At 33.2% G+C, this 26,833-nt stretch carries 41 protein-coding genes, 1 other RNA gene and 1 pseudogene; 31 read left to right on the forward strand and 12 right to left on the reverse strand.

Annotated features, from left to right (window positions below):
• The 12 genes from SH09_RS10655 to ssrA form a co-directional block, all read left to right on the forward strand.
• The coding region (locus tag SH09_RS10655) for a sugar-binding domain-containing protein (protein ID WP_042739633.1) at window positions 1–498 on the forward strand (498 nt) is incomplete at its 5' end.
• Window positions 499–538: 40 nt separating this feature from the next.
• A complete protein-coding gene (gene gap, locus SH09_RS10660; protein ID WP_042739634.1) occupies window positions 539–1,546 on the forward strand; it encodes a type I glyceraldehyde-3-phosphate dehydrogenase in 1,008 nt (335 codons plus the stop codon).
• A gap of 134 nt (window positions 1,547–1,680) precedes the next feature.
• Window positions 1,681–2,871: a phosphoglycerate kinase gene (locus SH09_RS10665; RefSeq protein ID WP_042739635.1), complete on the forward strand. Its 1,191-nt coding sequence runs from the start codon at window positions 1,681–1,683 to the stop codon at window positions 2,869–2,871.
• 83 nt (window positions 2,872–2,954) lie between these two features.
• The gene (gene tpiA, locus SH09_RS10670) at window positions 2,955–3,716 is read left to right on the forward strand and encodes a triose-phosphate isomerase (RefSeq protein ID WP_042739636.1); all 762 of its coding nucleotides are present in this window, start codon (window positions 2,955–2,957) and stop codon (window positions 3,714–3,716) included.
• A gap of 1 nt (window position 3,717) precedes the next feature.
• Window positions 3,718–5,238, forward strand: coding sequence for a 2,3-bisphosphoglycerate-independent phosphoglycerate mutase (gene gpmI, locus SH09_RS10675; RefSeq protein WP_042739637.1), 1,521 nt, complete (start codon window positions 3,718–3,720; stop codon window positions 5,236–5,238).
• 191 nt (window positions 5,239–5,429) lie between these two features.
• The gene (gene eno / locus SH09_RS10680) at window positions 5,430–6,734 is read left to right on the forward strand and encodes a surface-displayed alpha-enolase (RefSeq protein ID WP_042739638.1); all 1,305 of its coding nucleotides are present in this window, start codon (window positions 5,430–5,432) and stop codon (window positions 6,732–6,734) included.
• Between the two features lie 314 nt (window positions 6,735–7,048).
• Window positions 7,049–7,510 carry a hypothetical protein gene (locus tag SH09_RS10685; RefSeq protein WP_042739639.1) on the forward strand — a complete coding sequence of 154 codons (462 nt, stop codon included), beginning with the start codon at window positions 7,049–7,051 and terminating at the stop codon, window positions 7,508–7,510.
• 68 nt (window positions 7,511–7,578) lie between these two features.
• A complete protein-coding gene (gene secG / locus SH09_RS10690) occupies window positions 7,579–7,812 on the forward strand; it encodes a preprotein translocase subunit SecG (RefSeq protein WP_042739640.1) in 234 nt (77 codons plus the stop codon).
• Between the two features lie 132 nt (window positions 7,813–7,944).
• Window positions 7,945–8,685: an alpha/beta hydrolase gene (locus SH09_RS10695; protein ID WP_042739641.1), complete on the forward strand. Its 741-nt coding sequence runs from the start codon at window positions 7,945–7,947 to the stop codon at window positions 8,683–8,685.
• A 36-nt stretch (window positions 8,686–8,721) separates the two neighbouring features.
• Entirely contained in the window at window positions 8,722–11,100 is a 2,379-nt protein-coding gene (rnr, locus tag SH09_RS10700) for a ribonuclease R (protein WP_042739642.1), read from the forward strand.
• A gap of 22 nt (window positions 11,101–11,122) precedes the next feature.
• Window positions 11,123–11,587 (forward strand): SsrA-binding protein SmpB, encoded by a 465-nt coding sequence (smpB, locus tag SH09_RS10705; RefSeq protein ID WP_042739643.1) that lies wholly within the window; start codon window positions 11,123–11,125, stop codon window positions 11,585–11,587.
• 104 nt (window positions 11,588–11,691) lie between these two features.
• Window positions 11,692–12,052: a transfer-messenger RNA gene (ssrA, locus tag SH09_RS15910) on the forward strand.
• Between the two features lie 49 nt (window positions 12,053–12,101).
• Here the strand turns inward: ssrA and SH09_RS10710 are convergent.
• The 8 genes from SH09_RS10710 to SH09_RS10735 all read right to left on the reverse strand — a co-directional run bounded on the left by SH09_RS10710 (window position 12,102) and on the right by SH09_RS10735 (window position 16,809).
• A complete protein-coding gene (locus SH09_RS10710; protein WP_042739644.1) occupies window positions 12,102–13,151 on the reverse strand; it encodes a tyrosine-type recombinase/integrase in 1,050 nt (349 codons plus the stop codon).
• Between the two features lie 228 nt (window positions 13,152–13,379).
• Entirely contained in the window at window positions 13,380–13,748 is a 369-nt protein-coding gene (locus tag SH09_RS10715; protein ID WP_052495442.1) for a helix-turn-helix domain-containing protein, read from the reverse strand.
• Between the two features lie 69 nt (window positions 13,749–13,817).
• Window positions 13,818–13,994: a hypothetical protein gene (locus SH09_RS16575; RefSeq protein ID WP_158001723.1), complete on the reverse strand. Its 177-nt coding sequence runs from the start codon at window positions 13,992–13,994 to the stop codon at window positions 13,818–13,820.
• 98 nt (window positions 13,995–14,092) lie between these two features.
• Window positions 14,093–14,353, reverse strand: coding sequence for a helix-turn-helix transcriptional regulator (locus SH09_RS10720; protein ID WP_082039222.1), 261 nt, complete (start codon window positions 14,351–14,353; stop codon window positions 14,093–14,095).
• 130 nt (window positions 14,354–14,483) lie between these two features.
• Window positions 14,484–14,654, reverse strand: a complete 171-nt coding sequence (locus SH09_RS16580) for a hypothetical protein (RefSeq protein WP_158001724.1) — start codon at window positions 14,652–14,654, stop codon at window positions 14,484–14,486.
• A 345-nt stretch (window positions 14,655–14,999) separates the two neighbouring features.
• Complete coding sequence (locus SH09_RS10725; protein WP_042739646.1) at window positions 15,000–15,479, reverse strand: hypothetical protein; 480 nt, start codon at window positions 15,477–15,479, stop codon at window positions 15,000–15,002.
• Window positions 15,472–15,993: a hypothetical protein gene (locus tag SH09_RS10730; RefSeq protein WP_042739647.1), complete on the reverse strand. Its 522-nt coding sequence runs from the start codon at window positions 15,991–15,993 to the stop codon at window positions 15,472–15,474. The genes SH09_RS10725 and SH09_RS10730 overlap by 8 nt, the downstream gene beginning before the upstream one ends.
• Window positions 15,994–16,086: 93 nt before the next feature.
• Window positions 16,087–16,809 (reverse strand): LexA family transcriptional regulator, encoded by a 723-nt coding sequence (locus tag SH09_RS10735; protein WP_042739648.1) that lies wholly within the window; start codon window positions 16,807–16,809, stop codon window positions 16,087–16,089.
• Here SH09_RS10735 and SH09_RS16075 point away from each other — a divergent pair.
• From SH09_RS16075 to SH09_RS10745, 3 genes and pseudogenes are all read left to right on the forward strand, one after another.
• Window positions 16,772–16,931 (forward strand): annotated as a pseudogene (locus tag SH09_RS16075) (transcriptional regulator); the annotation flags it as partial. The gene SH09_RS10735 and the pseudogene SH09_RS16075 overlap by 38 nt on opposite strands.
• A 12-nt stretch (window positions 16,932–16,943) precedes the next feature.
• A complete protein-coding gene (locus tag SH09_RS10740; RefSeq protein WP_016064915.1) occupies window positions 16,944–17,213 on the forward strand; it encodes a helix-turn-helix transcriptional regulator in 270 nt (89 codons plus the stop codon).
• 15 nt (window positions 17,214–17,228) lie between these two features.
• Complete coding sequence (locus tag SH09_RS10745) at window positions 17,229–17,462, forward strand: hypothetical protein (protein ID WP_042739649.1); 234 nt, start codon at window positions 17,229–17,231, stop codon at window positions 17,460–17,462.
• Here the strand turns inward: SH09_RS10745 and SH09_RS10750 are convergent.
• Window positions 17,425–17,901, reverse strand: a complete 477-nt coding sequence (locus tag SH09_RS10750; protein WP_042739650.1) for a hypothetical protein — start codon at window positions 17,899–17,901, stop codon at window positions 17,425–17,427. The two genes, SH09_RS10745 and SH09_RS10750, sit on opposite strands and share 38 nt — an antisense overlap.
• A 52-nt stretch (window positions 17,902–17,953) precedes the next feature.
• On the opposite strand from SH09_RS10750, the gene SH09_RS10755 reads away from it, so the two are divergent.
• Window positions 17,954–18,700, forward strand: a complete 747-nt coding sequence (locus SH09_RS10755) for a phage antirepressor KilAC domain-containing protein (protein ID WP_042739651.1) — start codon at window positions 17,954–17,956, stop codon at window positions 18,698–18,700.
• Window positions 18,701–18,737: 37 nt separating this feature from the next.
• A complete protein-coding gene (locus tag SH09_RS10760) occupies window positions 18,738–19,028 on the forward strand; it encodes a hypothetical protein (protein WP_042739652.1) in 291 nt (96 codons plus the stop codon).
• An 11-nt stretch (window positions 19,029–19,039) separates the two neighbouring features.
• On the opposite strand, the gene SH09_RS16875 is transcribed toward SH09_RS10760, so the two are convergent.
• Window positions 19,040–19,210 carry a hypothetical protein gene (locus tag SH09_RS16875; RefSeq protein WP_162846337.1) on the reverse strand — a complete coding sequence of 57 codons (171 nt, stop codon included), beginning with the start codon at window positions 19,208–19,210 and terminating at the stop codon, window positions 19,040–19,042.
• A gap of 72 nt (window positions 19,211–19,282) precedes the next feature.
• On the opposite strand from SH09_RS16875, the gene SH09_RS16585 reads away from it, so the two are divergent.
• Window positions 19,283–19,453 carry a hypothetical protein gene (locus SH09_RS16585; RefSeq protein ID WP_158001725.1) on the forward strand — a complete coding sequence of 57 codons (171 nt, stop codon included), beginning with the start codon at window positions 19,283–19,285 and terminating at the stop codon, window positions 19,451–19,453.
• 11 nt (window positions 19,454–19,464) lie between these two features.
• Here SH09_RS16585 and SH09_RS10765 read toward each other — a convergent pair whose 3' ends face one another.
• Complete coding sequence (locus tag SH09_RS10765) at window positions 19,465–20,013, reverse strand: hypothetical protein (RefSeq protein WP_042739653.1); 549 nt, start codon at window positions 20,011–20,013, stop codon at window positions 19,465–19,467.
• A gap of 83 nt (window positions 20,014–20,096) precedes the next feature.
• Here SH09_RS10765 and SH09_RS10770 point away from each other — a divergent pair, with 83 nt between their 5' ends.
• The 7 genes from SH09_RS10770 (at window position 20,097) to SH09_RS10795 (ending at window position 23,316) form a co-directional block, all read left to right on the forward strand.
• On the forward strand, window positions 20,097–20,306 hold the full coding sequence (locus SH09_RS10770; RefSeq protein ID WP_042739654.1) for a hypothetical protein: 210 nt from the start codon (window positions 20,097–20,099) through the stop codon (window positions 20,304–20,306).
• An 11-nt stretch (window positions 20,307–20,317) separates the two neighbouring features.
• Entirely contained in the window at window positions 20,318–20,491 is a 174-nt protein-coding gene (locus SH09_RS16590) for a hypothetical protein (RefSeq protein WP_158001726.1), read from the forward strand.
• Window positions 20,492–20,556: 65 nt separating this feature from the next.
• Entirely contained in the window at window positions 20,557–20,823 is a 267-nt protein-coding gene (locus tag SH09_RS10775; RefSeq protein ID WP_042739655.1) for a DUF1108 family protein, read from the forward strand.
• An 11-nt stretch (window positions 20,824–20,834) separates the two neighbouring features.
• Window positions 20,835–21,320 (forward strand): siphovirus Gp157 family protein, encoded by a 486-nt coding sequence (locus SH09_RS10780; RefSeq protein WP_042739656.1) that lies wholly within the window; start codon window positions 20,835–20,837, stop codon window positions 21,318–21,320.
• Window positions 21,321–22,088, forward strand: a complete 768-nt coding sequence (locus tag SH09_RS10785; protein ID WP_042739657.1) for an ATP-binding protein — start codon at window positions 21,321–21,323, stop codon at window positions 22,086–22,088.
• Between the two features lie 26 nt (window positions 22,089–22,114).
• Complete coding sequence (locus tag SH09_RS10790) at window positions 22,115–22,633, forward strand: hypothetical protein (protein WP_042739658.1); 519 nt, start codon at window positions 22,115–22,117, stop codon at window positions 22,631–22,633.
• A gap of 14 nt (window positions 22,634–22,647) precedes the next feature.
• The gene (locus SH09_RS10795) at window positions 22,648–23,316 is read left to right on the forward strand and encodes a putative HNHc nuclease (protein WP_042739659.1); all 669 of its coding nucleotides are present in this window, start codon (window positions 22,648–22,650) and stop codon (window positions 23,314–23,316) included.
• Window positions 23,317–23,525: 209 nt separating this feature from the next.
• Here the strand turns inward: SH09_RS10795 and SH09_RS16595 are convergent, their stop codons facing one another.
• A complete protein-coding gene (locus tag SH09_RS16595; protein ID WP_158001727.1) occupies window positions 23,526–23,960 on the reverse strand; it encodes a hypothetical protein in 435 nt (144 codons plus the stop codon).
• A gap of 63 nt (window positions 23,961–24,023) precedes the next feature.
• Here SH09_RS16595 and SH09_RS10805 point away from each other — a divergent pair, with 63 nt between their 5' ends.
• From SH09_RS10805 to SH09_RS10830, 6 genes are read left to right on the forward strand one after another with little or no spacing between them, the layout of a single operon-like run.
• A complete protein-coding gene (locus SH09_RS10805) occupies window positions 24,024–24,755 on the forward strand; it encodes a helix-turn-helix domain-containing protein (RefSeq protein WP_042739661.1) in 732 nt (243 codons plus the stop codon).
• A gap of 12 nt (window positions 24,756–24,767) precedes the next feature.
• Window positions 24,768–25,553, forward strand: coding sequence for an ATP-binding protein (locus SH09_RS10810; protein WP_042739662.1), 786 nt, complete (start codon window positions 24,768–24,770; stop codon window positions 25,551–25,553).
• Complete coding sequence (locus SH09_RS17045) at window positions 25,550–25,711, forward strand: hypothetical protein (protein ID WP_042739663.1); 162 nt, start codon at window positions 25,550–25,552, stop codon at window positions 25,709–25,711. The genes SH09_RS10810 and SH09_RS17045 overlap by 4 nt, the downstream gene beginning before the upstream one ends.
• Window positions 25,712–26,113, forward strand: a complete 402-nt coding sequence (locus SH09_RS10820) for a RusA family crossover junction endodeoxyribonuclease (protein ID WP_042739664.1) — start codon at window positions 25,712–25,714, stop codon at window positions 26,111–26,113.
• On the forward strand, window positions 26,114–26,314 hold the full coding sequence (locus SH09_RS10825; protein WP_042739665.1) for a hypothetical protein: 201 nt from the start codon (window positions 26,114–26,116) through the stop codon (window positions 26,312–26,314).
• On the forward strand, window positions 26,314–26,700 hold the full coding sequence (locus SH09_RS10830) for an SA1788 family PVL leukocidin-associated protein (protein WP_042739666.1): 387 nt from the start codon (window positions 26,314–26,316) through the stop codon (window positions 26,698–26,700). Before SH09_RS10825 ends, SH09_RS10830 begins: the two co-directional genes overlap by 1 nt.
• Window positions 26,701–26,833: the final 133 nt, after the last annotated feature.

A 26,833-nucleotide genomic window follows, 5' to 3' on the forward strand; every position in this document is an offset into this window, starting at 1 on the left:
GAAAATGTTGTTTATCAAGCCAATACAATTGCGGCAAGTATGGCGCAACAAACCGGCGGGGATTATACGACATTATACGTTCCTGATAATGTAAGTGAGACAACTTATAACACACTTATGTTAGAACCTTCAGTCATCCATACACTTGAAAAGATTAAAGAATCCAATATTACAATCCACGGCATTGGTGATGCGCTGAAGATGGCGCGTAGACGTCAATCACCTAGTGAAGTTATAAATAAACTTCAACATCACAATGCCTCAGGAGAAGCATTTGGATATTATTTCGATGATCAAGGCGATGTGGTTCATAAAGTGAAAACGATTGGACTACAATTAGAAGATCTTGAGTCGAAGAAGTTTATTTTTGCCGTAGCAGGGGGTAAATCAAAAGGAGAAGCAATTAAAGCTTACCTATCAATTGCTCCTAAAAACACTGTATTAATTACAGATGAAGGTGCGGCTAGAGTTATTGCAAACAATAGTACTAAAAAGTGATTTCACTTTTTAAATATCATTTTTAAAGGAGGCCATTTTAATGGCAGTAAAAGTAGCAATTAATGGTTTTGGTAGAATTGGTCGTTTAGCATTCAGAAGAATTCAAAACGTTGAAGGAATCGACGTAGTAGCAGTAAATGACTTAACAGATGACGAAATGTTAGCTCACTTATTAAAATATGATACTATGCAAGGTCGCTTCACTGGAGAAGTTGAAGTTGAAAAAGACGGTTTCCGTGTTAACGGTCAAGAAGTTAAATCATTCTCTGAGCCAGACCCAAGTAAATTACCATGGGGTGACTTAGACATCGATGTAGTATTAGAATGTACTGGTTTCTTCGCTGACAAAACTAAAGCAGAAGCTCACATCAATGCAGGTGCTAAAAAAGTATTAATCTCAGCTCCAGCAACTGGTGACTTGAAAACAATCGTTTTCAACACTAACCATAACGAATTAGATGGTACAGAAACAGTTGTTTCAGGTGCTTCATGTACTACTAACTCATTAGCTCCAGTAGCTAAAGTATTAAATGATGACTTTGGTTTAGTTGAAGGTCTTATGACTACAATTCACGCTTACACTGGTGACCAAAATACACAAGATGCTCCACATGCTAAAGGTGACAAACGCCGTGCTCGTGCAGCTGCTGAAAATATCATCCCTAACTCAACTGGTGCTGCTAAAGCAATCGGTAAAGTTATCCCTGAAATTGACGGCAAATTAGACGGTGGTGCGCAACGTGTACCAGTTGCTACTGGTTCTTTAACTGAATTAACAGTTGTATTAGAAAAAGACGTAAGCGTTGAAGACGTTAACAATGCAATGAAAAACGCTTCAAACGAATCATTCGGTTACACTGAAGACGAAATCGTATCTTCTGACGTAGTTGGTATCACTTACGGTTCATTATTCGATGCAACACAAACTCGTGTAATGACTGTTGGCGATCGTCAATTAGTTAAAGTTGCAGCTTGGTACGATAACGAAATGTCTTACACTTCACAATTAGTACGTACATTAGAACATTTAGCAACTCAAGCTAAATAATCATTAATGTCAAATTAATTTAGCAAGCCAGTGTGCTGTATTAAATTTTAGCAATAGGCTTAGGAGTAAGCGGGGAGCACAAACGCTTCTCCGCTTATTTTACTTTATTGTTCCATTAAGAGGAGGAAGTTTAGATGGCTAAAAAAATTGTATCTGACTTAGAATTAAAAGGTAAAACTGTACTTGTCCGCGCTGATTTTAACGTGCCGATGAAAGACGGAAAAATCACAAACGACAACCGTATCGTTCAAGCATTATCAACTATCAAGTATATTATTGATGAAGGTGGAAAAGTTGTATTGTTCTCTCACTTAGGAAAAGTGAAAGAAGAAAGCGATAAAGCCGAATTAACTTTAAAACCTGTTGCAGAAGCTTTAACTGAAAAATTAGGTAAAGACGTTGTGTTTGTACCAGAAACACGCGGCGAACAACTTGAACAAGCTGTTAATAATCTTAAAGAAGGCGATGTATTATTAGTAGAAAATACACGTTTCGAAGATGTTGATGGCAAAAAAGAATCTAAAAATGATCCTGAATTAGGTAAATATTGGGCTTCACTTGGTGATGTTTTTGTAAATGATGCATTTGGTACAGCTCACCGTGAACATGCCTCAAACGTAGGTATTGCATCTAATTTAGAAACAGTTGCAGGTTTCTTAATGGAGAAAGAAATTAAATATATCGGCGGTGTTGTCGAAAATCCTGAGAAGCCAGTAGTAGCTATCCTTGGTGGAGCTAAAGTTTCTGACAAAATTGGTGTCATCACTAATCTATTAAACATTGCAGATAAAGTACTTATTGGTGGCGGTATGTCATATACATTCTTCAAAGCACAAGGTAAAGAAATTGGTTTATCTTTATTAGAAGAAGACAAAGTTGACTTTGCAAAAGACTTATTAGAACGTGCTGGAGATCAAATTGTATTACCAGTAGATTGTAAAGTCGCAAAAGAATTCTCAAACGATGCTGAAATTACAGAAGTTTCAGTTGATGACATCCCTGCAGATCAAGAAGCGATGGATGTTGGACCTAAAACAGTTGAACTATTTAAAGAACAACTTCAAGGCGCACATACAGTTGTATGGAATGGACCTATGGGAGTGTTTGAATTAAGTAATTTCGCTAAAGGTACAATTGGTGTTTGTGAAGCAATTGCAGGACTTAAAGATGCTAATACAATCATTGGTGGTGGCGATTCAGCTGCAGCTGCGATTTCTTTAGGTTATGCTGATGATTTCAGTCACATTTCAACAGGTGGCGGTGCATCATTAGAATATCTAGAAGGTAAAGAATTACCTGGCGTAGTAGCAATCGCTGATAAATAATACACGCAACTCATAACTGAGAAACTTTGATTAAAGGGCTGTTACAGATTTAATCATAATTTAACTAATAGGAGTGTAATATAATGAGAAAACCAATTATCGCAGGTAACTGGAAAATGAACAAAACTGTTCAAGAAGCAAAAGATTTTATCGATGCATTACCAACTTTACCTGATACAAATGAAGTAGAATCTGTTATTTGTGCACCAACTATTCAATTAGATGCATTAGTATCAGCAGTTAATGATGGTAAAGCACAAGGACTACAAATCGGTGCTCAAAACACTTATTTTGAAGATAATGGTGCATTTACTGGTGAAACATCACCTGTAGCATTAGCTGATTTAGGTGTTAAATATGTTGTTATTGGACACTCTGAGCGTCGTGAAATTTTCCATGAAACAGATGAAGAAATCAACAAAAAAGCACATGCTGTATTTAATCATGGCATGACACCTATCATTTGTGTTGGTGAAACTGACGAAGAACGCGAAAGCGGTAAAGCAAATGAAGTTGTTGGAGAACAAGTTAAGAAAGCAGTAGCTGGTTTATCTGAAGAACAATTGAAACAAGTTGTAATTGCATATGAACCAATTTGGGCTATCGGTACTGATAAATCATCAACAGCTAAAGATGCAAACGAAATGTGTGCATTTGTTAGAACAACAGTTGCTGATGTAGCTAGCCAAGAAGTAGCAGATGCAACTCGAATCCAATATGGTGGTAGTGTTAAACCAAACAACATCAAAGAATACATGGCTGAATCAGATATCGATGGTGCTTTAGTTGGAGGCGCATCTCTTAAAGTAGATGATTATGTACAATTGTTGGAAGGTGCAAAATAATATGGCAAAACAACCAACTGCATTAATTATTTTAGATGGTTTTGCAAATAGAGAAAGTGAGCATGGCAATGCCGTAAAACTAGCTAACAAACCCAATTTTGACCGTTACTACAGTAACTACCCAACAACTCAAATCGAAGCAAGTGGCTTAGATGTTGGTCTTCCAGAAGGACAAATGGGTAATTCAGAAGTTGGACACATGAATATTGGTGCTGGACGTGTTGTTTATCAAAGTTTAACTCGTATCAATAAATCAATTGAAGACGGCGATTTCTTTGACAATGGCGTATTAAATAATGCAATGCAACATGTTAAAGATAATAATTCAGGACTACATGTCTTTGGTTTATTATCAGACGGTGGAGTTCACAGTCACTATAAACATTTATTTGCTATTTTAGAATTAGCGAAACAACAAGGTGTAGAAAAAGTTTATGTTCACGGTTTCTTAGATGGACGTGACGTAGATCAAAAATCTGCCTTGAAATATATTGAAGAAACAGAAGCTAAATTCAAAGAAATTGGCATTGGTCAATTCGCTTCTATCTCAGGTCGTTATTACGCAATGGACCGTGATAAACGTTGGGATAGAGAAGAAAAAGCTTATAATGCTATTCGCAACTTTGGTGGTGAAAAATTCGATTCTGCTAAAGCAGGTGTAGAAGCAAACTATGCTAAAGATTTAACAGATGAATTTGTTGAACCATTCGTTGTAGCTGATCAAAATGATGGTGTGAATGACGGAGATGCAGTTATCTTCTTCAACTTCAGACCAGATAGAGCAGGACAACTTTCTGAAATTTTCACAGATAAGGCATTTGATGGATTCAAAGTTGACCGTGTAAATGACTTATACTATGCTACTTTCACTAAATACAATGATAATGTAGACGCTGAAATTGTGTTTGAAAAAGTTGATCTAACAAATACGATTGGTGAAGTTGCGCAGAACAATGGCTTAAAGCAATTACGTATTGCTGAAACAGAGAAATTCCCACATGTAACTTACTTTATGAGTGGTGGTAGAAATGATGAGTTCGAAGGTGAGAGACGTCGTTTAATCGATTCTCCAAAAGTAGCAACTTATGATTTAAAACCAGAAATGAGTGCTTATGAAGTTAAAGATGCATTATTAGAAGAATTAGCTAAAGGTGATTTAGATTTAATTCTTTTAAACTTTGCTAACCCTGACATGGTAGGTCATAGTGGAATGCTAGAACCAACAATCAAAGCGATTGAAGCTGTTGATGAATGTCTTGGAGAAGTTGTAGATAAAATTATCGAAATGGGTGGACAAGCGATTATTACTGCTGACCATGGTAACTCAGATATGGTCCTAACAGATGATGATCAACCAATGACTACGCATACAACAAATCCGGTACCAGTCATCGTTACTAAAGATGGATTAACATTGAGAGAAACGGGAAGATTAGGAGATTTGGCCCCAACATTATTAGACTTATTAAATGTTGAGCAACCAGAAGATATGACTGGTGAATCACTAATTAACCATGAATAATTAACAGGACTAACTTATAGAAATTTCAAGATGTTCTGTGACTTTAATTTTATTTTAAAAAATAGATTGAGGAATAGGACATCTTGCTAAATTTATAGACAATTAAATTACTTGTATTTATGGCTTTAATAGCTATAATGAAGATGAAATTTAATATTTCTAAACTACTTACAAAAAAGGAGATTATAAACATGCCAATTATTACAGATGTTTACGCTCGCGAAGTCTTAGACTCACGTGGTAACCCAACAGTTGAAGTTGAAGTGTTAACTGAAAGTGGCGCATTTGGTCGCGCATTAGTTCCATCAGGTGCTTCAACTGGTGAACATGAAGCAGTTGAATTACGTGACGGAGACAAATCACGTTATTTAGGTAAAGGTGTTACTAAAGCTGTTGAAAATGTTAACGAAATCATCGCACCAGAAATCGTAGAAGGTGAATTCTCAGTATTAGAACAAGTTTCTATTGATAAAATGATGATTCAATTAGACGGTACAGAAAATAAAGGTAAATTAGGTGCTAACGCTATCCTTGGTGTATCAATCGCCGTAGCTCGTGCAGCAGCTGATTTATTAGGACAACCACTTTATAAATATTTAGGTGGATTCAATGGTAAACAATTACCAGTTCCAATGATGAACATCGTTAATGGTGGTTCTCACTCAGATGCTCCTATCGCATTCCAAGAGTTTATGGTATTGCCAGTAGGCGCTGAATCATTCAAAGAATCATTACGTTGGGGAGCTGAAATCTTCCACAACTTAAAATCAATCCTTAAAAACCGTGGTTTAGAAACAGCAGTAGGTGACGAAGGTGGATTCGCTCCTAAATTCGAAGGTACTGAAGACGCTGTTGAAACAATCTTAGAAGCAATCAAAGCTGTAGGTTTAGAGCCAGGTAAAGATGTATTCTTAGGATTTGACTGTGCTTCTTCTGAATTCTACGAAGATGGCGTATACAACTATGCTAAATTCGAAGGTGAAAATGGTGCAAAACGTACTGCCGAAGAACAAGTTGACTATTTAGAAGAATTAGTTAACAAATATCCAATCATCACAATCGAAGATGGTATGGATGAAAACGACTGGGATGGTTGGAAAGTATTAACTGACCGTATCGGCGATCGTGTTCAATTAGTAGGTGACGATTTATTCGTTACAAACACTGTTAAATTATCTGAAGGTATCGAAAAAGGTATCGGTAACTCAATCTTAATCAAAGTTAACCAAATCGGTACATTAACTGAAACATTTGATGCTATTGAAATGGCTCAAAAAGCTGGTTACACAGCAGTTGTATCTCACCGTTCAGGTGAAACAGAAGACACTACAATCTCTGATATTGCAGTGGCAACAAATGCTGGACAAATCAAAACTGGTTCATTATCAAGAACTGACCGTATTGCAAAATACAACCAATTATTACGTATCGAAGATGAATTATACGAAACAGGCAAGTTTGACGGGCTTAAATCTTTCTATAACTTATCTAAATAATAAAGCTAAGATTTCATAAATGAGAGTTCACGCGCTTAAATTTAAGATTTAAATCTTAGACAATAGAGGGTCGATTGAAATTTAAGGATTTCAATCGGCTCTCTTTATTTTTGGTGATACGAAGTCGAATACAAATAGATTATTGTGTGTTTATGCATTATGTCGTATTTATAGGTCAATCACTTTATTTCATTATTTATATAGAACTGATATCACTTTCAATTGAAGTTATATATGCTATTTAATTTATTCATATTTTGGTCTGAAACTGATATAATTAAAGATGTAATATAAAGAAGGAGCACGAACTTATTATGGAGGCAAAAGCAAAATCAAGGGAAACCAAGACTGCTCATATGATTGCTTACTGTTCTTTAATTATCGCAATACTTTATGCAATACATTTATTTGTGATATTAGACGATAGTGTAGTTAAACAAATGTTAGCTAATAGTGGTCAACAGCCATCAGAGAATGCGATTGGTACAATTAGAAATAGCTTTCAATTTACTGGCGTAATGTATATATTAGCTAATTTAGCTGGTGTGATTGCAATTTGGAATAGACACACATATTTATGGTGGTTTATGTTTGCAGTATTTACATCACAAATATTATACAACTTAATTAATATAGGCTCAGTTTATGGTGCTATCTTAGATGTTAAGGGAACAATCAACATTTTCCCATTAACGATAGTATTAGTGATGTCATTATTATTAGCAATTTATATGTTTGTCGTTTCAGTAAAGCGTAAAAGTACATTTAATAGATAGAAGTTTGCTAAATTCAACGAACGTGTGATATAATGCGATTCGTATATAATGAATGGAGGACAATTTTCATGCATACATTATTCATCATACTTTTAATTATAGATTGTATTGCATTAATAACTGTTGTGTTACTCCAAGAAGGTAAAAGTAATGGACTTTCAGGTGCAATCAGTGGTGGCGCCGAACAGTTATTTGGAAAACAAAAGCAACGCGGCATCGATTTATTCTTGCATAGATTAACAATTGTATTGTCTGTCATTTTCTTCTTGTTAATGTTAGGCATAAGTTATTTGGGTATATAAGGTCCGACAATGTAAAAGTCGGGCTTTTTTATTTATAATGTATAGAGTAGGACTCTATATTGATTTGGTTTAGTAAATTAATAATTATTAAAGTAATATTGATACAAGCATATGCGAAAGGATTGAATCACAATGCAAATCAAACTACCAAAACCGTTCTTCTTTGAAGAAGGTCCTCGAGCTGTGTTATTGTTACATGGTTTTACTGGGAATTCTGCAGATGTCCGTCAATTAGGTCGATTTTTACAGAAGAAGGGCTATACGAGCTATGCGCCACAATATGAAGGCCATGCCGCACCACCTGAAGAAATTCTCGAATCTAGCCCACATGTGTGGTATAAAGATGCATTAGATGGCTATGACTTTTTAGTTGAAAAGGGCTACGAAGAAATTGTTGTAGTAGGTTTATCTTTAGGCGGCTGTTTTGCGTTGAAATTAAGCTTAAATAGAGATGTAAAGGGTATTGTAACCATGTGTTCACCTATGTATATTAAGACAGAAGGTGCTATGTTTGAAGGCGTCTTAGACTATGCACGTAATTTTAAAAAATACGAAGGCAAAGACCAAGACACAATTGAGTCAGAAATGGCTGCCTTTCATCCAACTGACACATTAAAAGAATTACAAGGTCAAATACAAGATGTACGTGATCATATAGATGAAGTTATGGATCCTCTATTAGTGATTCAAGCTGAACAAGATAAAATGATAAATACAGATTCTGCAAACATTATATACAACGAGAGCGAATCTGATGATAAAGCAATTAAATGGTATGCTAATTCTGGACATGTAATTACAATAGATAAAGAAAAGGAATTAGTATTTGAAGATGTATATCAATTTTTAGAATCATTAGATTGGTCAAATTAAAATATAAACGTAGAAAATATAGAAAGGAGGGGCATAATGAATTTAAAACAATCCATTGAAGAAATAATCAAACAACCAGATTATGAACCGATGTCAGTGTCTGATTTTCAAGATGCCTTAGGCTTAAGCAGTGCAGATTCATTTAGAGATTTAATTAAAGTACTTGTTGAACTAGAACAAGTTGGTCTAATTGAACGTACGAAGACAGATAGATATCAACGTAAAGCATCTGCTAAGTCAAAAGAAACTAAATTGATTCGAGGAAAATTGAGTCAAAACAAAAAAGGATTTGCATTCTTACGTCCTGAAGATGAGGATATGGAAGATATTTTCATCCCACCAACCAAGATTAATCGTGCTATGGATGGCGACACCGTAACTGTTGAAATCCAGAATTCGAAAGGTGAGCATAAAGGTAAAGTAGAAGGCGAAGTAAAATCCATTGAAGACCACTCTGTAAAGCAAGTTGTTGGAACATACAGTGAAGCACGCCACTTCGGATTCGTATTACCAGATGACAAACGTATCATGCAAGATATCTTTATTCCTAAAGGTCAAAATTTAGGTGCAGTTGATGGCCATAAAGTATTAGTACAAATTACTAAATATGCAGATGGTACAGACAATCCTGAAGGTCATATTTCAGCAATACTCGGTCATAAAAATGACCCAGGCGTAGATATCTTATCTATTATTTATCAACATGGTATCGAAATAGAGTTTCCAGATAATGTGTTAGCTGAGGCAAAAGCTGTACCAGAAGAAATCAATCCAAATGAAATAGAAGGTCGCAGAGATTTACGTGATGAACTTACAATTACCATTGATGGCGCGGATGCAAAGGACCTGGATGATGCAATAAGCATTAAAAAGTTAAACAATGGTCACACACAATTGACTGTAAGTATTGCTGACGTAAGCTACTACGTTCAAGAAGGCTCTGCATTAGATGAAGAAGCCTATAGTCGAGCAACTAGTGTATACCTTGTAGACCGTGTTATTCCAATGATTCCACATCGTTTAAGTAACGGAATCTGTTCATTAAATCCTGATGTAGACCGATTAACTCTAAGTTGTCAAATGGAATTGAATGAACGCGGAGAAGTTGTGAAACACGAAATATTTGATAGTGTTATCCACTCTAATTATCGAATGACTTACGATGAAGTGAATGAAATTATTACCGATCAGAATGCAGCTACACGCAATCATTATGCAGAAGTTACACCAATGCTCGATCTCGCACAAGATTTATCAAATCGATTAATTAACATGCGTAGACGTCGTGGAGAAATTGACTTTGATATTAATGAAGCAAAAGTATTAGTTGATAAAGATGGTATTCCAACTGAAGTTCAATTAAGACAACGCGGAGAAGGCGAAAGATTAATTGAATCATTTATGCTTGCAGCCAATGAAACGATTGCAGAACACTTTAACAAATTAGACGTTCCGTTTATTTATCGTGTACATGAACAACCAAAATCAGATCGTTTACGTCAATTCTTTGATTTTATAACTAATTTCGGACTTATGATTAAAGGTACTGGAGAGGATATCCATCCTTCAACATTACAGAAAATTCAACAAGAAGTTGAAGGTCAACCCGAACAAATGGTTATCTCAACAATGATGCTACGCTCAATGCAACAAGCTAAATACGATGATATCAATTTAGGTCACTTTGGATTATCAGCTGAATACTATACACACTTCACTTCACCAATCCGTCGTTACCCTGATTTAATCGTGCATAGATTAATCCGTAAATACCTTATAGAAAAATCTATGGATAATAAGACTTTAAATAAATGGGAAGATATGCTGCCAGAAATTGCAGAACATACTTCACAACGTGAGCGTCGTGCCATTGAAGCAGAACGCGATACAGATGAACTGAAAAAAGCAGAGTATATGATTCAACATTTAGGTGAAGAATACGAAGGTATCATCAGTTCAGTTGCCAATTTTGGTATGTTTATCGAATTGCCAAACACAATTGAGGGTATGGTCCACGTGTCTAACATGACAGATGACTACTATCACTTTGATGAACGTCAAATGGCAATGATTGGAGAACGCCAAGCTAAAGTATTTCGCATCGGTGATCCAGTTAAGATCAAGGTCATAAACGTTGATGTAGATGAACGCATGATAGATTTCCAAATTGTAGGTATGCCATTACCTAAAAATAACGATCGCGCTAGTCAAAGACCAGCGCGTGGTAAGACAATACAAGCAAAAACACGTGGTAAATCACTAGACAGCTCTAAAGACCAAAAGGGCAAAAAGCAAAACCAACGTAAAGGTAAAAACCGTCGTAACAAAGAGAAACATAGTGATGGTAATACCAAACACAAACCTTTCTACAAAGACAAGAAAGTTAAAAGAAAAGCACGTAAAAAGAAAAAATAAATCAACAAAGAGGTGAAACTCAATGCCAAAGAAAAAATCACCTGGAACATTAGCTGAAAATCGTAAAGCGAGACATGATTATATTATTGAGGACACGATTGAAGCGGGCATTGTGTTACAAGGGACAGAGATTAAATCCATTCGTCGTGGCAGTGCAAACTTGAAAGATAGTTACGCGCAAGTCAATCGCGGGGAAATCTACCTTCAGAATATGCATATTGCACCATATGAAGAAGGTAATAGATTTAACCATGATCCACGTCGTTCACGTAAGCTACTTCTTCACAAACGTGAAATTAACAAACTTGGTGACCAAACAAGAGAAGTGGGTTACTCAATCATCCCATTAAAACTTTATTTAAAACATGGCCACTGTAAAGTCTTACTTGGTGTTGCAAGAGGTAAGAAAAAATATGACAAACGCCAAGCATTGAAAGAAAAAGCAGTAAAACGTGATATAGATAGAGCAATGAAAGCCCGTTATTAAGCGAAAATATTGCCAAAGGTCTCCATCTTTGGTAATATTAAATGTGCTTTCTGAAATGTAAACACAGTGTTAACACATCAGAAAGTACATTAATTTCATATTAAGGGGACGTTCTTGGATTCGACAGGGGTCCCCCGAGCTAATTAAGCGTGTCGGAGGGTTGTCTCCGCAACAACACACACAGTTAATAATAACTGGCAAATCAAACAATAATTTCGCAGTAGCTGCCTAATAGCACTCTGCATCGCCTAACTGCATCTCCTATGTGCAGTTAACGCGATTCAACCTTAAGTAGGATACGCTAGACACTGCCGTTTGAAGTCTGTCTAGAAGAGATGAATCAAACTAGTATGATGTTGGTTGTCTATCTCCTACCATCATGCGAAATTGATTGATAGACTACACACGTAGAAAGGTTAGTATCAGGACCTCTGGACGCGGGTTCAAATCCCGCCGTCTCCATACATGAGCCTTTATATACAAGGCTTTTAAGGCAGCAAGTGTCAAATATGTGTCAAGAGAATAATTCTCTGACACGTTGACCTTGCTCTTTTTTATGTTCATCTAGTAGATGAGAATACGTGTCGAGTGTAATTGATATGCTAGAGTGTCCTAAACGCTTGCTTATATATTCAACAGGAATTCCTTTAGAAAGTAAATACGATGTGTGAGTATGTCTGAGAACATAAGGGGTAATAGATTCATCTTTTAATCCTATTTGTTTCTTTGCGAAATTAAAAGATTTTATTACAGCGTTGTGACTTAATTTGAATAATTTACCATCAACACGTTGTGGTTGTTTAGCGAGTTTGGATTTAATTAATAAAATATCCTTAGTTGTTACTTCTACAAAACGATCGGCATTGCTTGTTTTTGTACCTCTCAAATGTATAATGCCTTCTTTACTATTTAAATCGACACTTGTCATATTAATAGCATCACTATATCTTGCTCCTGTTATCCCTAAAATATATAGAAAAATATAACTCTGTTCTTCTCGAGATTTAAAATATTCTAGCAATTTAAGATAATTGTCTATAGTTATATATTTTGTAGATTCTTCTTTGGCTTTTTTGGTCCCTTTAATATCAATTTGATAAGTAGGGTCCTTTTTTATATAGCCGTCATATACTGCGTCTCTCAGACAAGGTGATAAACAACCATTTATTTTTCTTACTGTTTCATCTGTACGTCCTTGACCAAAATCATTTAAGAATTTTTGATAATCAGTACGTTTAATATTGTTGATTAAGTATTTTTCACCAAACCATTCATTAAATAGTTTTAGTGAACGTTCATACCAATAGTATTGTTGTGAAGCAACGTGTTTTTTATTTTTAATCTCCATCCAATCTTTATAATATGCTTCAAAAGTTTTATTGTTCTCTAAGTTGTTTCCATCTTCTAAATCCCTGATTAATTGCTGCGCTGCATTCGTAGCCTCAGCTTTAGTTTTAAAACCAGACTTACGTTTTTTACCAGACTTAAAAGAGGGATGTTTAACATCATATTGCCATGATGTTGATGTTTTATTTTTACGTTTTGTCACTGTAAATGTCGACATTGTTATCGATTCCTCCTTAAAAAAGTAAAAAAAATAATAAGGGTAATAGAGTACCCTTATTTTATTTCTTTTTTCGATCGTCTAAAATTCTTCGTGCAATACTGTAAATTACGTTTAGTACAATGTATTGAATAGCTTTTTTTACTAATCTTTTCATTTTAAACACCTCCTTATAATTTTTATCTTTATTATATTCACTTACAATATCATCAACTTCCATCGTCTAATTTAGTTAGGCACTTTTCTTTTGAATTTTAGATATTCGATAAAACTATTAACTTGTTCAAGTTCAGAATTACTCAATCCTTGAACGTTCAATCTAATTTTATTTATCATATTATCAGAGTTGTTTCTATCTTTTGGAATGCTATAGCCTAATAACCATCCTTCACTTACATTCAAAGTTTTAGCAAGTAAACTTAATTTTTCTTGTCGTGGAACAATCTTCCCATTAACACAATCACTTATAAAAGTTTTTGTGAGTTTTACACCAGAGTCTTCAGCATAAGCTTTTGACTTTTCGACTATGTCAATTTGTTTGTAGTCGTGAGATTTCATCATTTCTTTTAAACGAGTACTGAAAATGTTTTCCAACATGTATACCGCCTTATATAGTATTAATTATATTTTTACATTCATTTTGCGATTGTATTTTTGTAGTAATCATTATTCTATACTATCTTTTAGCCTATTATCTGCATCTTGTGCTACGAGATTAATAACTTCATTAATTTCATTTTTTGACATATGATCTGAAACAGTAACATTTATTATTAAACCTAAATCAGTTTCAACTTGATAAAGTGGTTTATCATCCTTGTATATTTTTCTTAATATTTTCAAAGAATCACTCCTAATTAAGTTGATTCCCCACACATTTTTCATATTATTTCTTAATTAAATACTGTTGTTAATATAGAACTGCTAATCAACTTGTTCTTTTATTTATTAACATCTCTGATTTCAACATCCATAATTTCCTTTTGTCTTTGTCGCATTTTACTATCTAGAAATTCCTCATAAGACGTATTAAAAAAGTTTGCAAGTATAAGAGCATCTTTCATATTGGGATCTTTTTTATGATTCTCCCATTCCCATAATTGGTGGACTTCATATTTTGTACCATAAATTTTATTTAACTTATTAGTTAGTTCTTCAATGTCTAAATAATGTTTGTTTCTTAAGTTATATAATGTATTCATTATGATTCTCCTTTGTCATGAAATTAAAATACTTAATACAAAAAATACAATTATAATGGGGAAAACGATTTTTAATTCGTTTAAATTAATTTGATCCTGTTCACTCATGTTACTAGCCCCCCTATGAATTTTATTTTTTTTCATGCTGGTTTTCAATTTCTTTCTCTCTTTGGAGCAATTCATTTGTAACTTCTTTAAATGGCATATCTATATGGACAGTATGAGAAAATCTTATACCTGATACTGTTTCTACTATATAAGTATAAGTTTCATTATCATGACTAAATTCGATTATTTCCATGAAAACACCTCCTTAACTGCCCAAATACATTTTTTCAAAATTGTTATCACCACGGCTTTTTATCCGTGGTTTCGTTATGTTTCAATAAAGTTCAGCATATGTGTTTATCCTATTAATTTATATTAAAACGCCACTAGGACGCTGTTAATCAATTTGATGTAACTTATATACTCTCAACGGGTCAAATGTAATAGAGTGTAAAAAAGGGGACTAGGTACCCTGTGAAATTGCATAAAAAAGACGTCTGCATAATACAGACGTCAGTGAGCCTAAAGCTCTAATCATATAATGGTGGGTCTGAAACCCTCGATACCAGTATTATAACATTTAATTTACAATATTCAATTATAACAAACCTAGACTTTTAGCTATTGTGAAACCTAAACCGATTATGCCGATAGTCCAACCTATTATTGTGTTCCTATTTTGCTTAGCCTCTTTATCTAACTCCTTGTTGTTTTCTAATAGCATATTTTTAACATCTGAGTTGGTTGGTAGTTTGCTAATAGAATTTTGCATTTCAATACGCAAATTATTAGCATTAGCATTTATTTCTGAACGCAAACTATTAATATTATTGTTCATATCAGTTCTAATGCTGTTAAAATTATTATTCATATCACTTCTCATCGCACGCATTTCTTCTTTAAACTCTTCTCTAGTTACATAGTTACTCATGTCTCCACCTCCAGAATCACTATCATACAGTCCCATTGTATCATCTTTTTCGTTTTGATGACCTATTTTAAAATTGACCGGGATATCACCCTTCGGATATCTTCTTCTCAGAAATTCTTCATGAGAGGTTGGAATAGGATTAATCATTTTCAATCTCCTTGCGATGGTATATAGGTATTTTAGTACTTAATATTTCATTGTGCTGTGGCCATGTCATCCAGTTCATAAATGTTTCTTTATCAATTTCTTCTTTATCAATTTCTTCTGGTAAAACCAATATCTTTAACTGTTGATAGATATTAGTAAAATCATAACTTCTATTATTCGGTTCAAATTTATATAATGTGAATTGGACTGTTTCATAGTATTTTTTCATAGTTTCACTATTTAATTTTAATGTCCAAAAATTACGTAAATCAAAACCAATACCGCCAACTTTATCATATAAAAGAATCATTAAATGTAATTCGTTATCTGACTTATAAGGGTTATTGATTCTATTTAAGCCACTTAGAGTGAAACGTACCCCTAATTCTGCATGTTCGTAAAGTAACGAGAAATTTAGTAACGGATCGTGCTCAGGTTTACCAGTTTGTCCTATATAGAATTGCAAATTACTTAGTGAAGGACGAATTTCGATATCGCTATTTGGTATATCCATTCTACATTGCTCCTCTAAAATTATTTATATTAAAGCGTCTTAGACGCTGTTAATAAAACCTAACTATATCTTTTTTTTTATAAAATTTATTTTTTAAATTGCTTTCCCTATAATACGCACATCATCTAATTCATCAGCGTAAAACTTAGGATAGAGTGCTTTTCCGTTTTCATTTTTATCTTTATTCAGAGATTCTAATACTAAACGATCGTCTTCTTTGTACATTTTTTTCAAAAATGCTTCTCCGTTAATTTCTACTAAACCAATCATATTTTCGGTCAAATAGTGTTGTTCTTTAATAAATATGATTTCTCCATCTCTAAAGAAGGGGTACATGCTATCACCAGTAACTCTAGCAACTAAATCATACTCATTAGGTACTTCAGTAACGTGCATCCTAACTTGTTCAATAAGATTTTCTTTGTCGAAGTTCATCGTACCTAATCCAGCTGCTGCGTATAAGTTAATATTGACATCTTTGTAATCATCTATAGAAGTTACTTTATTTTGTTCCTTTAGTTGCCCTTCAGCATAAGTGAGCACATTTTCTTGGCGTGGAGGTGTGAGTTGATTGTACACAGTTGTGATGTCGTTATCTTCTTTATAAGTAGTATCAATATCACTTTTAACTATACCAAAAACATCAGCTATTTTTTGGATTACACCATGTGATGGATTAGAGCGTAAGTTTAAATAATCACTTAATGTAGATGGTTTAATATCAATTAATTCAGCTAACTGTTTTTGAGTCATTTCAGTTTCTTTTAAATACTTCCTTATATTATTGGCAATTATTCTGTTGCGTTCTTTATTCATAGGTTATTACCTCCTTATTTCGTATTATACGAAATTTTCATATTAAAGTAAAGTTTTTTACGAAAAAAACGTATTTTATGTTGACTATACGAAAAATTCGTATTATATTAGTATTACCGAAAGGCGGTGAGCAAATGAAAACATTAAAAGAGTTGAGAACTGATTACGGATTAACTCAAGAAGAGTTGGGAGATTTATTTAAAGTCTCATCACGTACTATTCAAAACATGGAAAAAGATTCTACTAACATAAAAGATAGTTTGCTTTCTAAATATATGAACGCTTTTAATGTTAAATACGATGATATTTTTTTAGGTAACGAATACGAAAATTTCGTATTTATGAATGATAAAAAGAAATCAATCATTTTAGCATTTAAAGAAAAAGAACATCAAACAACTTAATAAGGAGGTAATCAAATGGAAGAATTAAAACCAAGTAGAGAGCAACTTTTCAAATTTTACAAGTTAAAAGAACAAGCTTTTGAAACATACTATGACGAAGACACGCAGAATCTTGTCAACGAAATTTTACAATCTATAAAAGGAAAAGAACCAACGTATGAAGAAGCATACGCGGTCCTTAATTTAGTACATGCAAAATTAGAATACGAGTCTAACTTTGTTCAGGTTCTACCAATTGTAAAGAAATGAATTCTAAATCGTCATCAACTTTAGTAATTGGTAATTTCCAACTTTTATCTAAAGATTCAATGTTATAAACAAAGTCACTAAATTGATTGTCGAATTTATAAAATTGTTTATTTTCCAAGAGATAAAGCATTAAATAATTAGTCTCTTTATTTTCGAAATGTTTTATAAATTGTTTGAACTTAAATATAGACCCATCTTTAATCGAGTAATATTGAGAATCTATATTCATATAGATAACTTCTTTATCATCACGGATGGAAGAAATGGTTTTAGGCTCTGAACAATAAAACTCACCATTCCATAGAAATGGAAGGACAAAATCCAAAGTGACAAAAGTACCTTTGTAGTTACAGACGATTTGATAATAATGATTAGAATTCAATTCATTGCAAACTTTTTTCAACAACACATCTATAGATTTTAAATCTTTAATATTCATAAATAAATTTCACCTCCTTATAAGGAGTATAGCAGAAAGGAGCATAAACATTATGCAAGATTTACAAAACAAATCAAATATATCAAGAATGTTCAATATTCAAGAAAAAGAAAATGGAGAAATCGCAATCAGTGGTCGAGAACTTCACCAAGCATTAGAAGTTAAAACTGCATATAAAGATTGGTTTCCAAGAATGCTCAAATACGGATTTGAAGAAAATACAGATTATACAGCTATCGCTCAAAAAAGAGCAACAGCTCAAGGCAATATGACTCACTATATTGACCACGCACTAACATTAGACACTGCAAAAGAAATCGCAATGATTCAACGAAGCGAACCCGGTAAACGAGCAAGACAATATTTCATACAAGTAGAGAAAGCATGGAATAGTCCAGAAATGATAATGCAACGCGCATTTAAGATGGCTAATAACACAATCAATCAGTTAGAAACACAGATTGAAAAAGATAAACCTAAAGTGTTGTTCGCAGACGCAGTAGCAACTACTAAAACTTCAATATTGGTTGGGGAGTTAGCAAAGATTATTAAGCAAAACGGTGTGAATATAGGACAACGTAGATTATTTGAATGGTTACGACAAAATGGTTTCCTAATCAAACGTAAAGGCATCGACTATAACATGCCAACTCAATACTCAATGGAACGTGAGTTATTCGAAATCAAGGAAACATCAATCACACATTCAGATGGTCATACATCAATTAGTAAGACACCTAAGGTGACAGGTAAAGGGCAGCAATACTTTATTAATAAGTTTTTAGCCGAAGAAGTTTAACACCCACAATCGAACAAACATTTAAGGAGGAAATGGAATGAACATAGACGTATGCGGTGTTAAATACAAAATAGTTCAAATTGAAGATGTCGATAACGATCCAAGTTGTTTAGGCCTTTGTATTTATAAAGATAGTCTCATACAACTTAAACAAGGATTATCATTCGAACGAAAAAAGCAAATTTTAATTCATGAGCTATTGCACGCAATGATGTATGAAGCTGGCTATGAAGAACATGATGAAATATTAGTTGGAAATCTTTCAATTGTGATTAATCAAGTGATTGCCCAAAACGATATAAAAGCCACCCTAAATGAATTAGAGTAGCTCCACTCAAGTTAATGTTCTTTGCGAACACCTTTAAACGGTTTTGAATCTGATTTCATGTCCATAAATCTACCAGTATCAGAATTACGTTTAACATAACGTCCCGTTTTAGGATTTTTAACTTGAGAACGACTTTTCACCGCACCTTTACGACGTCCGTCTTTAGGTGGATTCTTAGCCATAAGAAACTCACCTCCTTTCATAAGGAGATGAAAATATTATACCACGTAACACGATATAAAGGAGGAACTCAAATGAATGATAAAAAACTACCCCAAGAAGAATTACTTAAGATAGTTTGGAAAGATTTAAGAAATTTGCTCATTGATATATGCGGAACTTTTAAGCTCCTTTTTTATTTATATATAGCAATTATCATTTTTAACTTTTTATTGTTAATTATCGCTATTAATTGCTTTTTATAAATTGAAAAAGATTAAAAAAGTGCAATTAGGAACTCTTTGATATCAGATTTGAAAACCGTTATTAATACACTGATCAACCAAGTTATAAAGTTGAAGAAAGACTTGTTTCCGTTAACTCGAGGAAAAATAAAACTTAAGAATCTCGACGGTAACTGGAAGGTTTCTATTACAGCTTGTTTCGGCCAGATGTATTTATATAAATTATGCCTTTCAGTTTGATAAGTATCATTCAGAGACAAAGCAACATATTCAACATCACGACGTAGATGAATATTATCGATTGTTAAAGCACTAGTAAGACCATAAGTATATCTATTAATGATAACTCTATCACGAATGATTTTATTTACTGTCTTATTCAATTCGACAGGTGTATCTTCATCATTTATATCATAATGCATTCCATTATCGATAGTAGAGAAATATTTTAATAAGTCTTCGTGCAATTGCATATAAGTTCTAGCGTTATCAATTCTGAATAAAGTAGTAATAATTAATTTTAAATAATAGTAAATGAATATCGAGCAAATAACTATAAGGAAAATCTTAATTAATATCACCCTCCTCTATCGCAGTAGCGATAACTTAATTGTACCAAACATTATTGTATGAACGAATATTAATTTTAAAAGGAGAGATTGAAATGGAATTTATCGGATTTGCAGATGCAAAAGAATTTATAAAAGTAAGTGGTATTTCAAAAAATGATTTAGAAAAACATGTTTATTCAAATAAAGAATTTCAAGAATCTTGTATGTATCGTTTTGGAAAAGGTAACAAACGCTACATCAAGATCAAACCAGCAATTGATTTTATAGAACAAAATATTTTTGTGAAAGAAACAAATTTATAAGGAGGGATAACATGAGACACATTTTAGCGTGGTCAACAGCAGTACTAAGCACAATGATTTTTTCAATGATAACTTTTGATTTTCATTACAGCGTTGTATTTGCAATCGCAAGCTACATTGGTAGTTATGTGTTTTGGAACACATATTATGCAGAAAAAAAGACCGCTAAGCGTTACAGCGCTTAACAGTCGAATCAAACTTTTTAGAATGTGTATAAATTAAATATACACAAGTTCAGGAGGATTCGTCAATGTATTACGAGATAAATGATGAAACTAAGAAAATTTTAAATGTACAAGGATTCCGATTTGTTTTACGAGTTAAAAAGATAACGCAATTCGAAGTTAATATATCTATCGAAACATTACAACATGAAGTGATAGATAAAATTTTAGTATCAGATGAAGAATTAGGTGTGAATACTGCAAGAGAAATATTAGAACAATCAGTATTCCATTGGTTAGAGGAAAACACTGATGAAGCAGATAGAGTAATAAGTGCAGTAATGAGATGGTAGGAGGAATTTAAATGAGTACATTATTTAATTTAACCGATAATTACAAACAAGTTTACGACTTAATAGCTGAACAAGGTGATGAAGATGTTTTAAATGACACTTTAGCAAGTATTAACGATGCACTAGAAGAAAAAGCAGATGGCTATGTATCAGTTATCAAATCGTTAGAGAGTGATAATAAAACAATCGATGAAGAAATTAAAAGATTGCAGCAACGTAAAACAACAAATAAAAACGGTATTGATCGCTTGAAAGAATCGTTAAAAGAAGCAATGAAAGCAACAGGTAAGACTAAATTCAAAACAGCATTGAATAGTTATAATATCCAAAACAATCCTCCTAGTTTACATGTTATAGATGAAAAACATATACCTAAAGATTTTTGGTTATCACAAGCTCCTAAGATAGATAAAAAAGCGCTGTTAAAACATTTAAAAGAGAACAATGAAGTGCCAGGTGTAGAAATTAAACAAACACAAAGTTTGAGGGTGAGATAGATGAGTGAAAACAACGACATCCTTAGTAAGTTGCATATTCAAGATATTAGTGAAAAGAATGCAAATAAATACTACAAATTTGCTATATACGGCAAGTTTGGAACTGGTAAAACAACATTCTTAACCAAAGATAAAAACGCACTTGTTTTAGATATAAATGAAGATGGGACAACTGTTTCGGAAGATGGAGTAGTTGTATCGATTAAGAATTATCACCATTTTATATATGTTATTAAAGCATTGCCGCAAGTCATACAAGCTTTAAGAGATAAAGGTAAACAAATTGATGTAGTAGTAATTGAAACCCTGCAGAAACTGCGTGATATGACCATGGAAGATGTAATGAAAGGTTCTACTAAAAAACCAACATTTAACGATTGGGGAGAGGCGGCTAAGCGCATAGTAAGTATGTATAGATTGGTGGCTAAATTCCAAGAACAATATCAATTTCATTTCGCTGTGTCGGGTCATGAAGGCATTAACAAAGAGAAAAATGACGATGGTGCAATAATCAATCCAATTGTCACATTAGAAGCGCAAGATCAGATACGTAAAGCAGTACTTTCACAAAGCGATGTATTAGCAAGAATGTTAATTGAAAACTATGAAGAAGGTGGAGAAGTAAAGTATCAATATGTTCTAAATGCAGAGCCATCAGAAACATTTGAAACAAAGATAAGGCATTCACCTAGCGTAACGATAAGTAATAAGAAATTTATTAACCCAAGTATTAACGACGTAGTAGATGCAATCAGAAATGGAAACTAAAAATTATAAAAGGACGGTAATTAATTATGAACTTTAATTTAAATTTACAAGGCGCACAAGAAATCGGTAACTATATGCAACCAGGACAATACAGTGTAAAGATTAAAAATTTTGAAGCAAAAGAGTCTAAAAATGGACATCCACAAATTGCAATTACTTTCTCACATAAAGAAGAAGGCGAGTTTACACACTTTGCCAATGGTGACACATCTAATGACTTTGCTAAAAACTGGTTATTCACTTTCTTAAAAGCAGTAGATGTTCAAGGTAATAATGGTCAATTTAGTTTTACTGAACGAGATGTTATTGGAAAACCTATCAACATTGAATTGAAACGTGAATATAACGACTATACAGAAAAATGGAATACAGTTTTAAAACGCTTTTGGAAATTTGAAGGTACAGCAGTTTTTGAAAAGTATGAAATTAAAGAAGAGCAAAAGAATAACAATACTAGTACTTCAAGTAATAATTCAAATAGTGATAATCCATTTGCAAATGCCAATGGCCCAATTGATATAGATGAATCAGATTTGCCATTCTGATTGGGATGATTTAATTGTCAAAAATCACTAAGTATAAGAAAAGAAATGACGGCTTGTATGATGTAGTGGTTACTAGCGTAGAAATACCAGAACAAGCTATCGAACTATTGGATTTAAACCAACCTATTGATGTTGATTGTTCGGTGATAGACCCTAATGCTATCACTGGGCAACAACGCAAATTAATATTCGCATTATGTAACGATATAGAAGGCCATACAGGACAACCTAGAGATTATATGAGGCAAATGTTTCAAGATTATGTGAAGTTCCTATATGGCTACGAGGAGCGCATATCTTTAGCAAATTGCACACGAACAATAGCTAAACAGATTATAGAAGTGATGTTTGAATGGATTTTTACAAATGCGATTCCTTTAAATTATAAGACGAGTGAATTAATGAAAGAAGATAAAAATTATCTTTATTGGGCGACAATAACAAGACACTGCGTAATATGTGGCGAGCCTGGTGCAGATCTAGCACATTATCAAGCAGTCGGTCGTGGGCGTAACAGAAACAAGATAGATCATATTAATAATAAAGTGCTTGCTTTATGTAGGAAACATCACACAGAGCAGCATCAAATAGGTATAAACACATTTAATGATAAATACTACTTAACAGATAGTTGGGTGGATGTAGACGCAAGACTGAATAAGATGCTGAGAGGAGAAAATTAAAATGAATGACATTAAAAGTCTAAAATCCGAAAAAGAAGTTTTAGATTTCCTTTTCGGATTAATAAAAATAGAAATTACAAAAACCAATATTGAATCTATTAGTTCAATGATATACGAGATGATGTTAAAACATCCGACAGCAACATCGTGGTTTGATTTTCGCTTTGCTGTTTCAGAAGAAAATAAAGTATTAGCAGAGTTAATTAGTGTTAACGAAAAGAACTTGGAGTCGGTAATGCTTCGAAAGTATCGAGAAGACGCTCGAAAAACTCGTAAAGCTTTACTTGGCTATTGCGAGATGGAACCTCTTTACACACCTGAATAAATTGTTGAGATTTTAAAGAAAGCTCTAAATACTTTTCATAACCTTTATAACTAATAATCCCTTCGCACATTACTGTTATTGATGCTGATAGATGTTTGAGAGTGGTTAAGTAATGAATATATTGATTTTGATCGGTTACTGAGCAAAGTGAATAAGCAATATTGACAAGTGAATTACTGATCATATACAAATCTCTTTTCCATTCATAGTGTTCTAAGTTTTTAGAAAAGTAATCGTATTGATGGTTTCGAAGTAACTGATCTTCTTCTAGGCTACGAAGATAATTGTCTTCAATATTATTTTCATTTCGATTATCCATAAATTCCACCTCCAATCCGATGCAAAAGCATTCAGAAAAATTATACCAGAAAGGAGATTATAAATGACTGAACAACCTAGTTATTATTCAATAATTACAGCAAATGTAAGATACGATAATCGGTTGACAGATAGCGAAAAAATATTGTTTGCAGAAATAACATCACTTAGTAATAAATACGGTTACTGTACGGCTAGCAATGGTTATTTCGCTAAGTTGTATGAAGTGACAAAAGTAACAATATCAAGACGTATAGCTAATTTAAAAGAGTGTGGCTACCTCAGTGTTGAAATTGTTAGAGAAAGAAACGAAATCAAGCAAAGAAAGATTTACCCCTTAACAGAAATGTTAAGACCTATTAACACAAATGATAAGACCCCTCTTAACAATTCTGTTAATACCCCTATTAACACAAATGTTAAAGAGAATAATACAAGTAATAATAATACAAGAGTAAATATTACAAGTATAAATAATAATAGCGCAACTGACGTTACGCGTGAGCGTTTTGAGGAGTGGTGGGAGCTTTACGATAAAAAGAAAGATAAGAAGTTAAGTTATCCGAAATTCAAAAAATGCTTAAAAGACCATACATTCGAACAGATAATGTCAGGAACAAGAAAATATGTAAGCAGTATAAAAGATAAACAATATCAGAAAGACCCTAAAACATTTTTAAATAATCAAAGTTATATGAATGAGTATGTAGAGGGTGATGAAATCGCTGAGGACAACCCTTATGCAAATGCTTTTGACAATGCTAAACAAGTAGATATGAAAAACTTACCATTCTAAGGGAGGGATAATATGCAATCTTTCAGTGATGTTGCGAACAAAGTTAAACCTAAAAATGAAATTATTGATCAAGAGTTTGGTATTAAGTGTGAAAAATGTGGTCGTATATATGACTGGTACAAGTTTGATAGTGGTTACGAATATAAAGATGGTTGTGATTGTAAAATGATTGAATTAGCGAAAGAAACTACGGAAAACTATCATAGAAATAAACGTCGCAAAGAAGCAGAGTGGATATTTAGAGAATCTATTATCAATGACGATCTATCTAAAGTAAATTTCGATAATTATATCCCTACATCAGAAACGTTGGAATATGCTAAAAATCTTTGTAGAAGATATGCCAACAACTTCACATTGGATAATAAACAATCTCTTTTGATACAAGGGACATTTGGTACAGGTAAATCTCATTTATCAATGAGTATTGTTAACGAAGTTAAGCGGAAAGGTTTCACAGTTTTATATATGAACGTACCTCAACTCATTTCAACGATTAAGAATACTTATAATAACAAATCTGAAATGACGGAATATCATTTAACAAGAATTATAAGTGATGTAGATTTAATGGTGTTTGATGACTTTGGTATTAATATGAATGAATTTGCCACAGGAAAAATGTTTGAATTTATTGAATCTAGAGTTGGAAAACACAATATATTTACGACAAACCTTAATATAAAAGAATTGAGTAAAAATAAGGATATGCAACGTATATTTAGTCGTATGATGTCGAATACAACATTAGTCAAAATGGAGGGAGAAGATTACCGAATGCGAGGTATCAAATTTTGATTACAAGAGAATTTATTAAACAAAATCTTGAGTGTTCAGATATATACGCTCAGAAACTCATAGAGTGGGCAAATGGGGACGAAAAGAAAGTTTATGACCTATTTATCCAAAAGTTACATGAACGCCGTACACGGCCTGCTATTTGCGAGGTGAAGTAAATGGAGAAAATAGAATTAAAGGTAGATGTACCTGTATCATCACCAAGACCACGATTTAGAAATACAGGGAAGTTTGTACAAACCTATATGCCACAATCCTATATGGCGCACAAAGAAAATTTGAGATGGCAAATGCCAATGTTAATGATAGATAAGCCAATCAAGCTAATTATAGAATTTTACTTCCCTTTATTAAAATCTTGGAGTAAGAAAAAACGTGTGGCAATGATAGGTCAGTACAAAAGAACGAAACCAGATATTGATAATTTAATTAAAACAGTACTTGATGCTGCCAATGGTCATTTATGGAAAGATGATAATCAAATTGTCGAAATTCAAAGTTTTAAGAAATATGCAGACGAGCCCAAGATAGTAATTTATTTAGATATAGAAGGTGATTAGATGAAAAAAATGGAAACAATCACAGTCAGATATGACGCGATATTTGAACGACAAGTGGAGATTCCTGTGTATGATCATTACGAAAATCACAATATAGAAGAAGCTATCGATGAAGATATGAGAATGCACGAGAACGATTATCTAGATGGACAATTTATTGAATTTGACAAAGTAAAAATTATGGACTGGAGGTACAGCTGATGGAGACGATGAGCATTAGAGGTAAAGTGTATGAAATACCTGATACGTATTTAGAACAAGCTAATCTTAATGGTGTGAGTTGGCAACGTATATATCAAAGATTGGTGCGAAATAAAGGATGGACAATCAAAGAAGCATGCTTTGCACCTGAAGGGATGAAGCTAGGTGAATATAGACAGATAGTACGAATGAAAGAAAGAGAAGAGCGAGAAAAAAATGCATACAGTAACCTACTGGAAGAAAAACTGATAAATGAGCGACCATGGTTGTATGATGGTACACCTCAGCCACCTTATAAATGTAGCTTATATGTTTGTAAACAAATGAAATATGATGTGTTTCCAAAAGTGAAAACTGATGCATTTGGACATGTGCAGTTGATATAAGTAATGGAACTTTCAAACACAATCAACATACGTTATCGAATGAATACAAACGGAATGAACACAATTCAAATAGCACAGTTATTAAAAGCTCACGGGATTATTGGCTACTTAAAATATGTGAATGATCATAGCA

This window comes from Staphylococcus gallinarum (genome assembly GCF_000875895.1).
Taxonomy (GTDB): domain Bacteria; phylum Bacillota; class Bacilli; order Staphylococcales; family Staphylococcaceae; genus Staphylococcus; species Staphylococcus gallinarum.

Excerpts from the sequence above, each read along its gene's own strand:
- gap (WP_042739634.1), top strand. The coding sequence starts at position 539 with ATGGCAGTAAAAGTAGCAATTAATGGTTTTGGTAGAATTGGTCGTTTA.
- SH09_RS10665 (WP_042739635.1), top strand. The coding sequence starts at position 1,681 with ATGGCTAAAAAAATTGTATCTGACTTAGAATTAAAAGGTAAAACTGTA.
- tpiA (WP_042739636.1), top strand. The coding sequence starts at position 2,955 with ATGAGAAAACCAATTATCGCAGGTAACTGGAAAATGAACAAAACTGTT.
- gpmI (WP_042739637.1), top strand. The coding sequence starts at position 3,718 with ATGGCAAAACAACCAACTGCATTAATTATTTTAGATGGTTTTGCAAAT.
- eno (WP_042739638.1), top strand. The coding sequence starts at position 5,430 with ATGCCAATTATTACAGATGTTTACGCTCGCGAAGTCTTAGACTCACGT.
- SH09_RS10685 (WP_042739639.1), top strand. The coding sequence starts at position 7,049 with ATGGAGGCAAAAGCAAAATCAAGGGAAACCAAGACTGCTCATATGATT.
- secG (WP_042739640.1), top strand. The coding sequence starts at position 7,579 with ATGCATACATTATTCATCATACTTTTAATTATAGATTGTATTGCATTA.
- SH09_RS10695 (WP_042739641.1), top strand. The coding sequence starts at position 7,945 with ATGCAAATCAAACTACCAAAACCGTTCTTCTTTGAAGAAGGTCCTCGA.
- rnr (WP_042739642.1), top strand. The coding sequence starts at position 8,722 with ATGAATTTAAAACAATCCATTGAAGAAATAATCAAACAACCAGATTAT.
- smpB (WP_042739643.1), top strand. The coding sequence starts at position 11,123 with ATGCCAAAGAAAAAATCACCTGGAACATTAGCTGAAAATCGTAAAGCG.
- SH09_RS10710 (WP_042739644.1), bottom strand. The coding sequence starts at position 13,151 with ATGTCGACATTTACAGTGACAAAACGTAAAAATAAAACATCAACATCA.
- SH09_RS10715 (WP_052495442.1), bottom strand. The coding sequence starts at position 13,748 with ATGTTGGAAAACATTTTCAGTACTCGTTTAAAAGAAATGATGAAATCT.
- SH09_RS10720 (WP_082039222.1), bottom strand. The coding sequence starts at position 14,353 with ATGAATACATTATATAACTTAAGAAACAAACATTATTTAGACATTGAA.
- SH09_RS16580 (WP_158001724.1), bottom strand. The coding sequence starts at position 14,654 with ATGGAAATAATCGAATTTAGTCATGATAATGAAACTTATACTTATATA.
- SH09_RS10725 (WP_042739646.1), bottom strand. The coding sequence starts at position 15,479 with ATGATTAATCCTATTCCAACCTCTCATGAAGAATTTCTGAGAAGAAGA.
- SH09_RS10730 (WP_042739647.1), bottom strand. The coding sequence starts at position 15,993 with ATGGATATACCAAATAGCGATATCGAAATTCGTCCTTCACTAAGTAAT.
- SH09_RS10735 (WP_042739648.1), bottom strand. The coding sequence starts at position 16,809 with ATGAATAAAGAACGCAACAGAATAATTGCCAATAATATAAGGAAGTAT.
- SH09_RS10740 (WP_016064915.1), top strand. The coding sequence starts at position 16,944 with ATGAAAACATTAAAAGAGTTGAGAACTGATTACGGATTAACTCAAGAA.
- SH09_RS10745 (WP_042739649.1), top strand. The coding sequence starts at position 17,229 with ATGGAAGAATTAAAACCAAGTAGAGAGCAACTTTTCAAATTTTACAAG.
- SH09_RS10750 (WP_042739650.1), bottom strand. The coding sequence starts at position 17,901 with ATGAATATTAAAGATTTAAAATCTATAGATGTGTTGTTGAAAAAAGTT.
- SH09_RS10755 (WP_042739651.1), top strand. The coding sequence starts at position 17,954 with ATGCAAGATTTACAAAACAAATCAAATATATCAAGAATGTTCAATATT.
- SH09_RS10760 (WP_042739652.1), top strand. The coding sequence starts at position 18,738 with ATGAACATAGACGTATGCGGTGTTAAATACAAAATAGTTCAAATTGAA.
- SH09_RS16875 (WP_162846337.1), bottom strand. The coding sequence starts at position 19,210 with ATGGCTAAGAATCCACCTAAAGACGGACGTCGTAAAGGTGCGGTGAAA.
- SH09_RS16585 (WP_158001725.1), top strand. The coding sequence starts at position 19,283 with ATGAATGATAAAAAACTACCCCAAGAAGAATTACTTAAGATAGTTTGG.
- SH09_RS10770 (WP_042739654.1), top strand. The coding sequence starts at position 20,097 with ATGGAATTTATCGGATTTGCAGATGCAAAAGAATTTATAAAAGTAAGT.
- SH09_RS16590 (WP_158001726.1), top strand. The coding sequence starts at position 20,318 with ATGAGACACATTTTAGCGTGGTCAACAGCAGTACTAAGCACAATGATT.
- SH09_RS10775 (WP_042739655.1), top strand. The coding sequence starts at position 20,557 with ATGTATTACGAGATAAATGATGAAACTAAGAAAATTTTAAATGTACAA.
- SH09_RS10780 (WP_042739656.1), top strand. The coding sequence starts at position 20,835 with ATGAGTACATTATTTAATTTAACCGATAATTACAAACAAGTTTACGAC.
- SH09_RS10785 (WP_042739657.1), top strand. The coding sequence starts at position 21,321 with ATGAGTGAAAACAACGACATCCTTAGTAAGTTGCATATTCAAGATATT.
- SH09_RS10790 (WP_042739658.1), top strand. The coding sequence starts at position 22,115 with ATGAACTTTAATTTAAATTTACAAGGCGCACAAGAAATCGGTAACTAT.
- SH09_RS16595 (WP_158001727.1), bottom strand. The coding sequence starts at position 23,960 with ATGGATAATCGAAATGAAAATAATATTGAAGACAATTATCTTCGTAGC.
- SH09_RS10805 (WP_042739661.1), top strand. The coding sequence starts at position 24,024 with ATGACTGAACAACCTAGTTATTATTCAATAATTACAGCAAATGTAAGA.
- SH09_RS10810 (WP_042739662.1), top strand. The coding sequence starts at position 24,768 with ATGCAATCTTTCAGTGATGTTGCGAACAAAGTTAAACCTAAAAATGAA.
- SH09_RS10820 (WP_042739664.1), top strand. The coding sequence starts at position 25,712 with ATGGAGAAAATAGAATTAAAGGTAGATGTACCTGTATCATCACCAAGA.
- SH09_RS10825 (WP_042739665.1), top strand. The coding sequence starts at position 26,114 with ATGAAAAAAATGGAAACAATCACAGTCAGATATGACGCGATATTTGAA.
- SH09_RS10830 (WP_042739666.1), top strand. The coding sequence starts at position 26,314 with ATGGAGACGATGAGCATTAGAGGTAAAGTGTATGAAATACCTGATACG.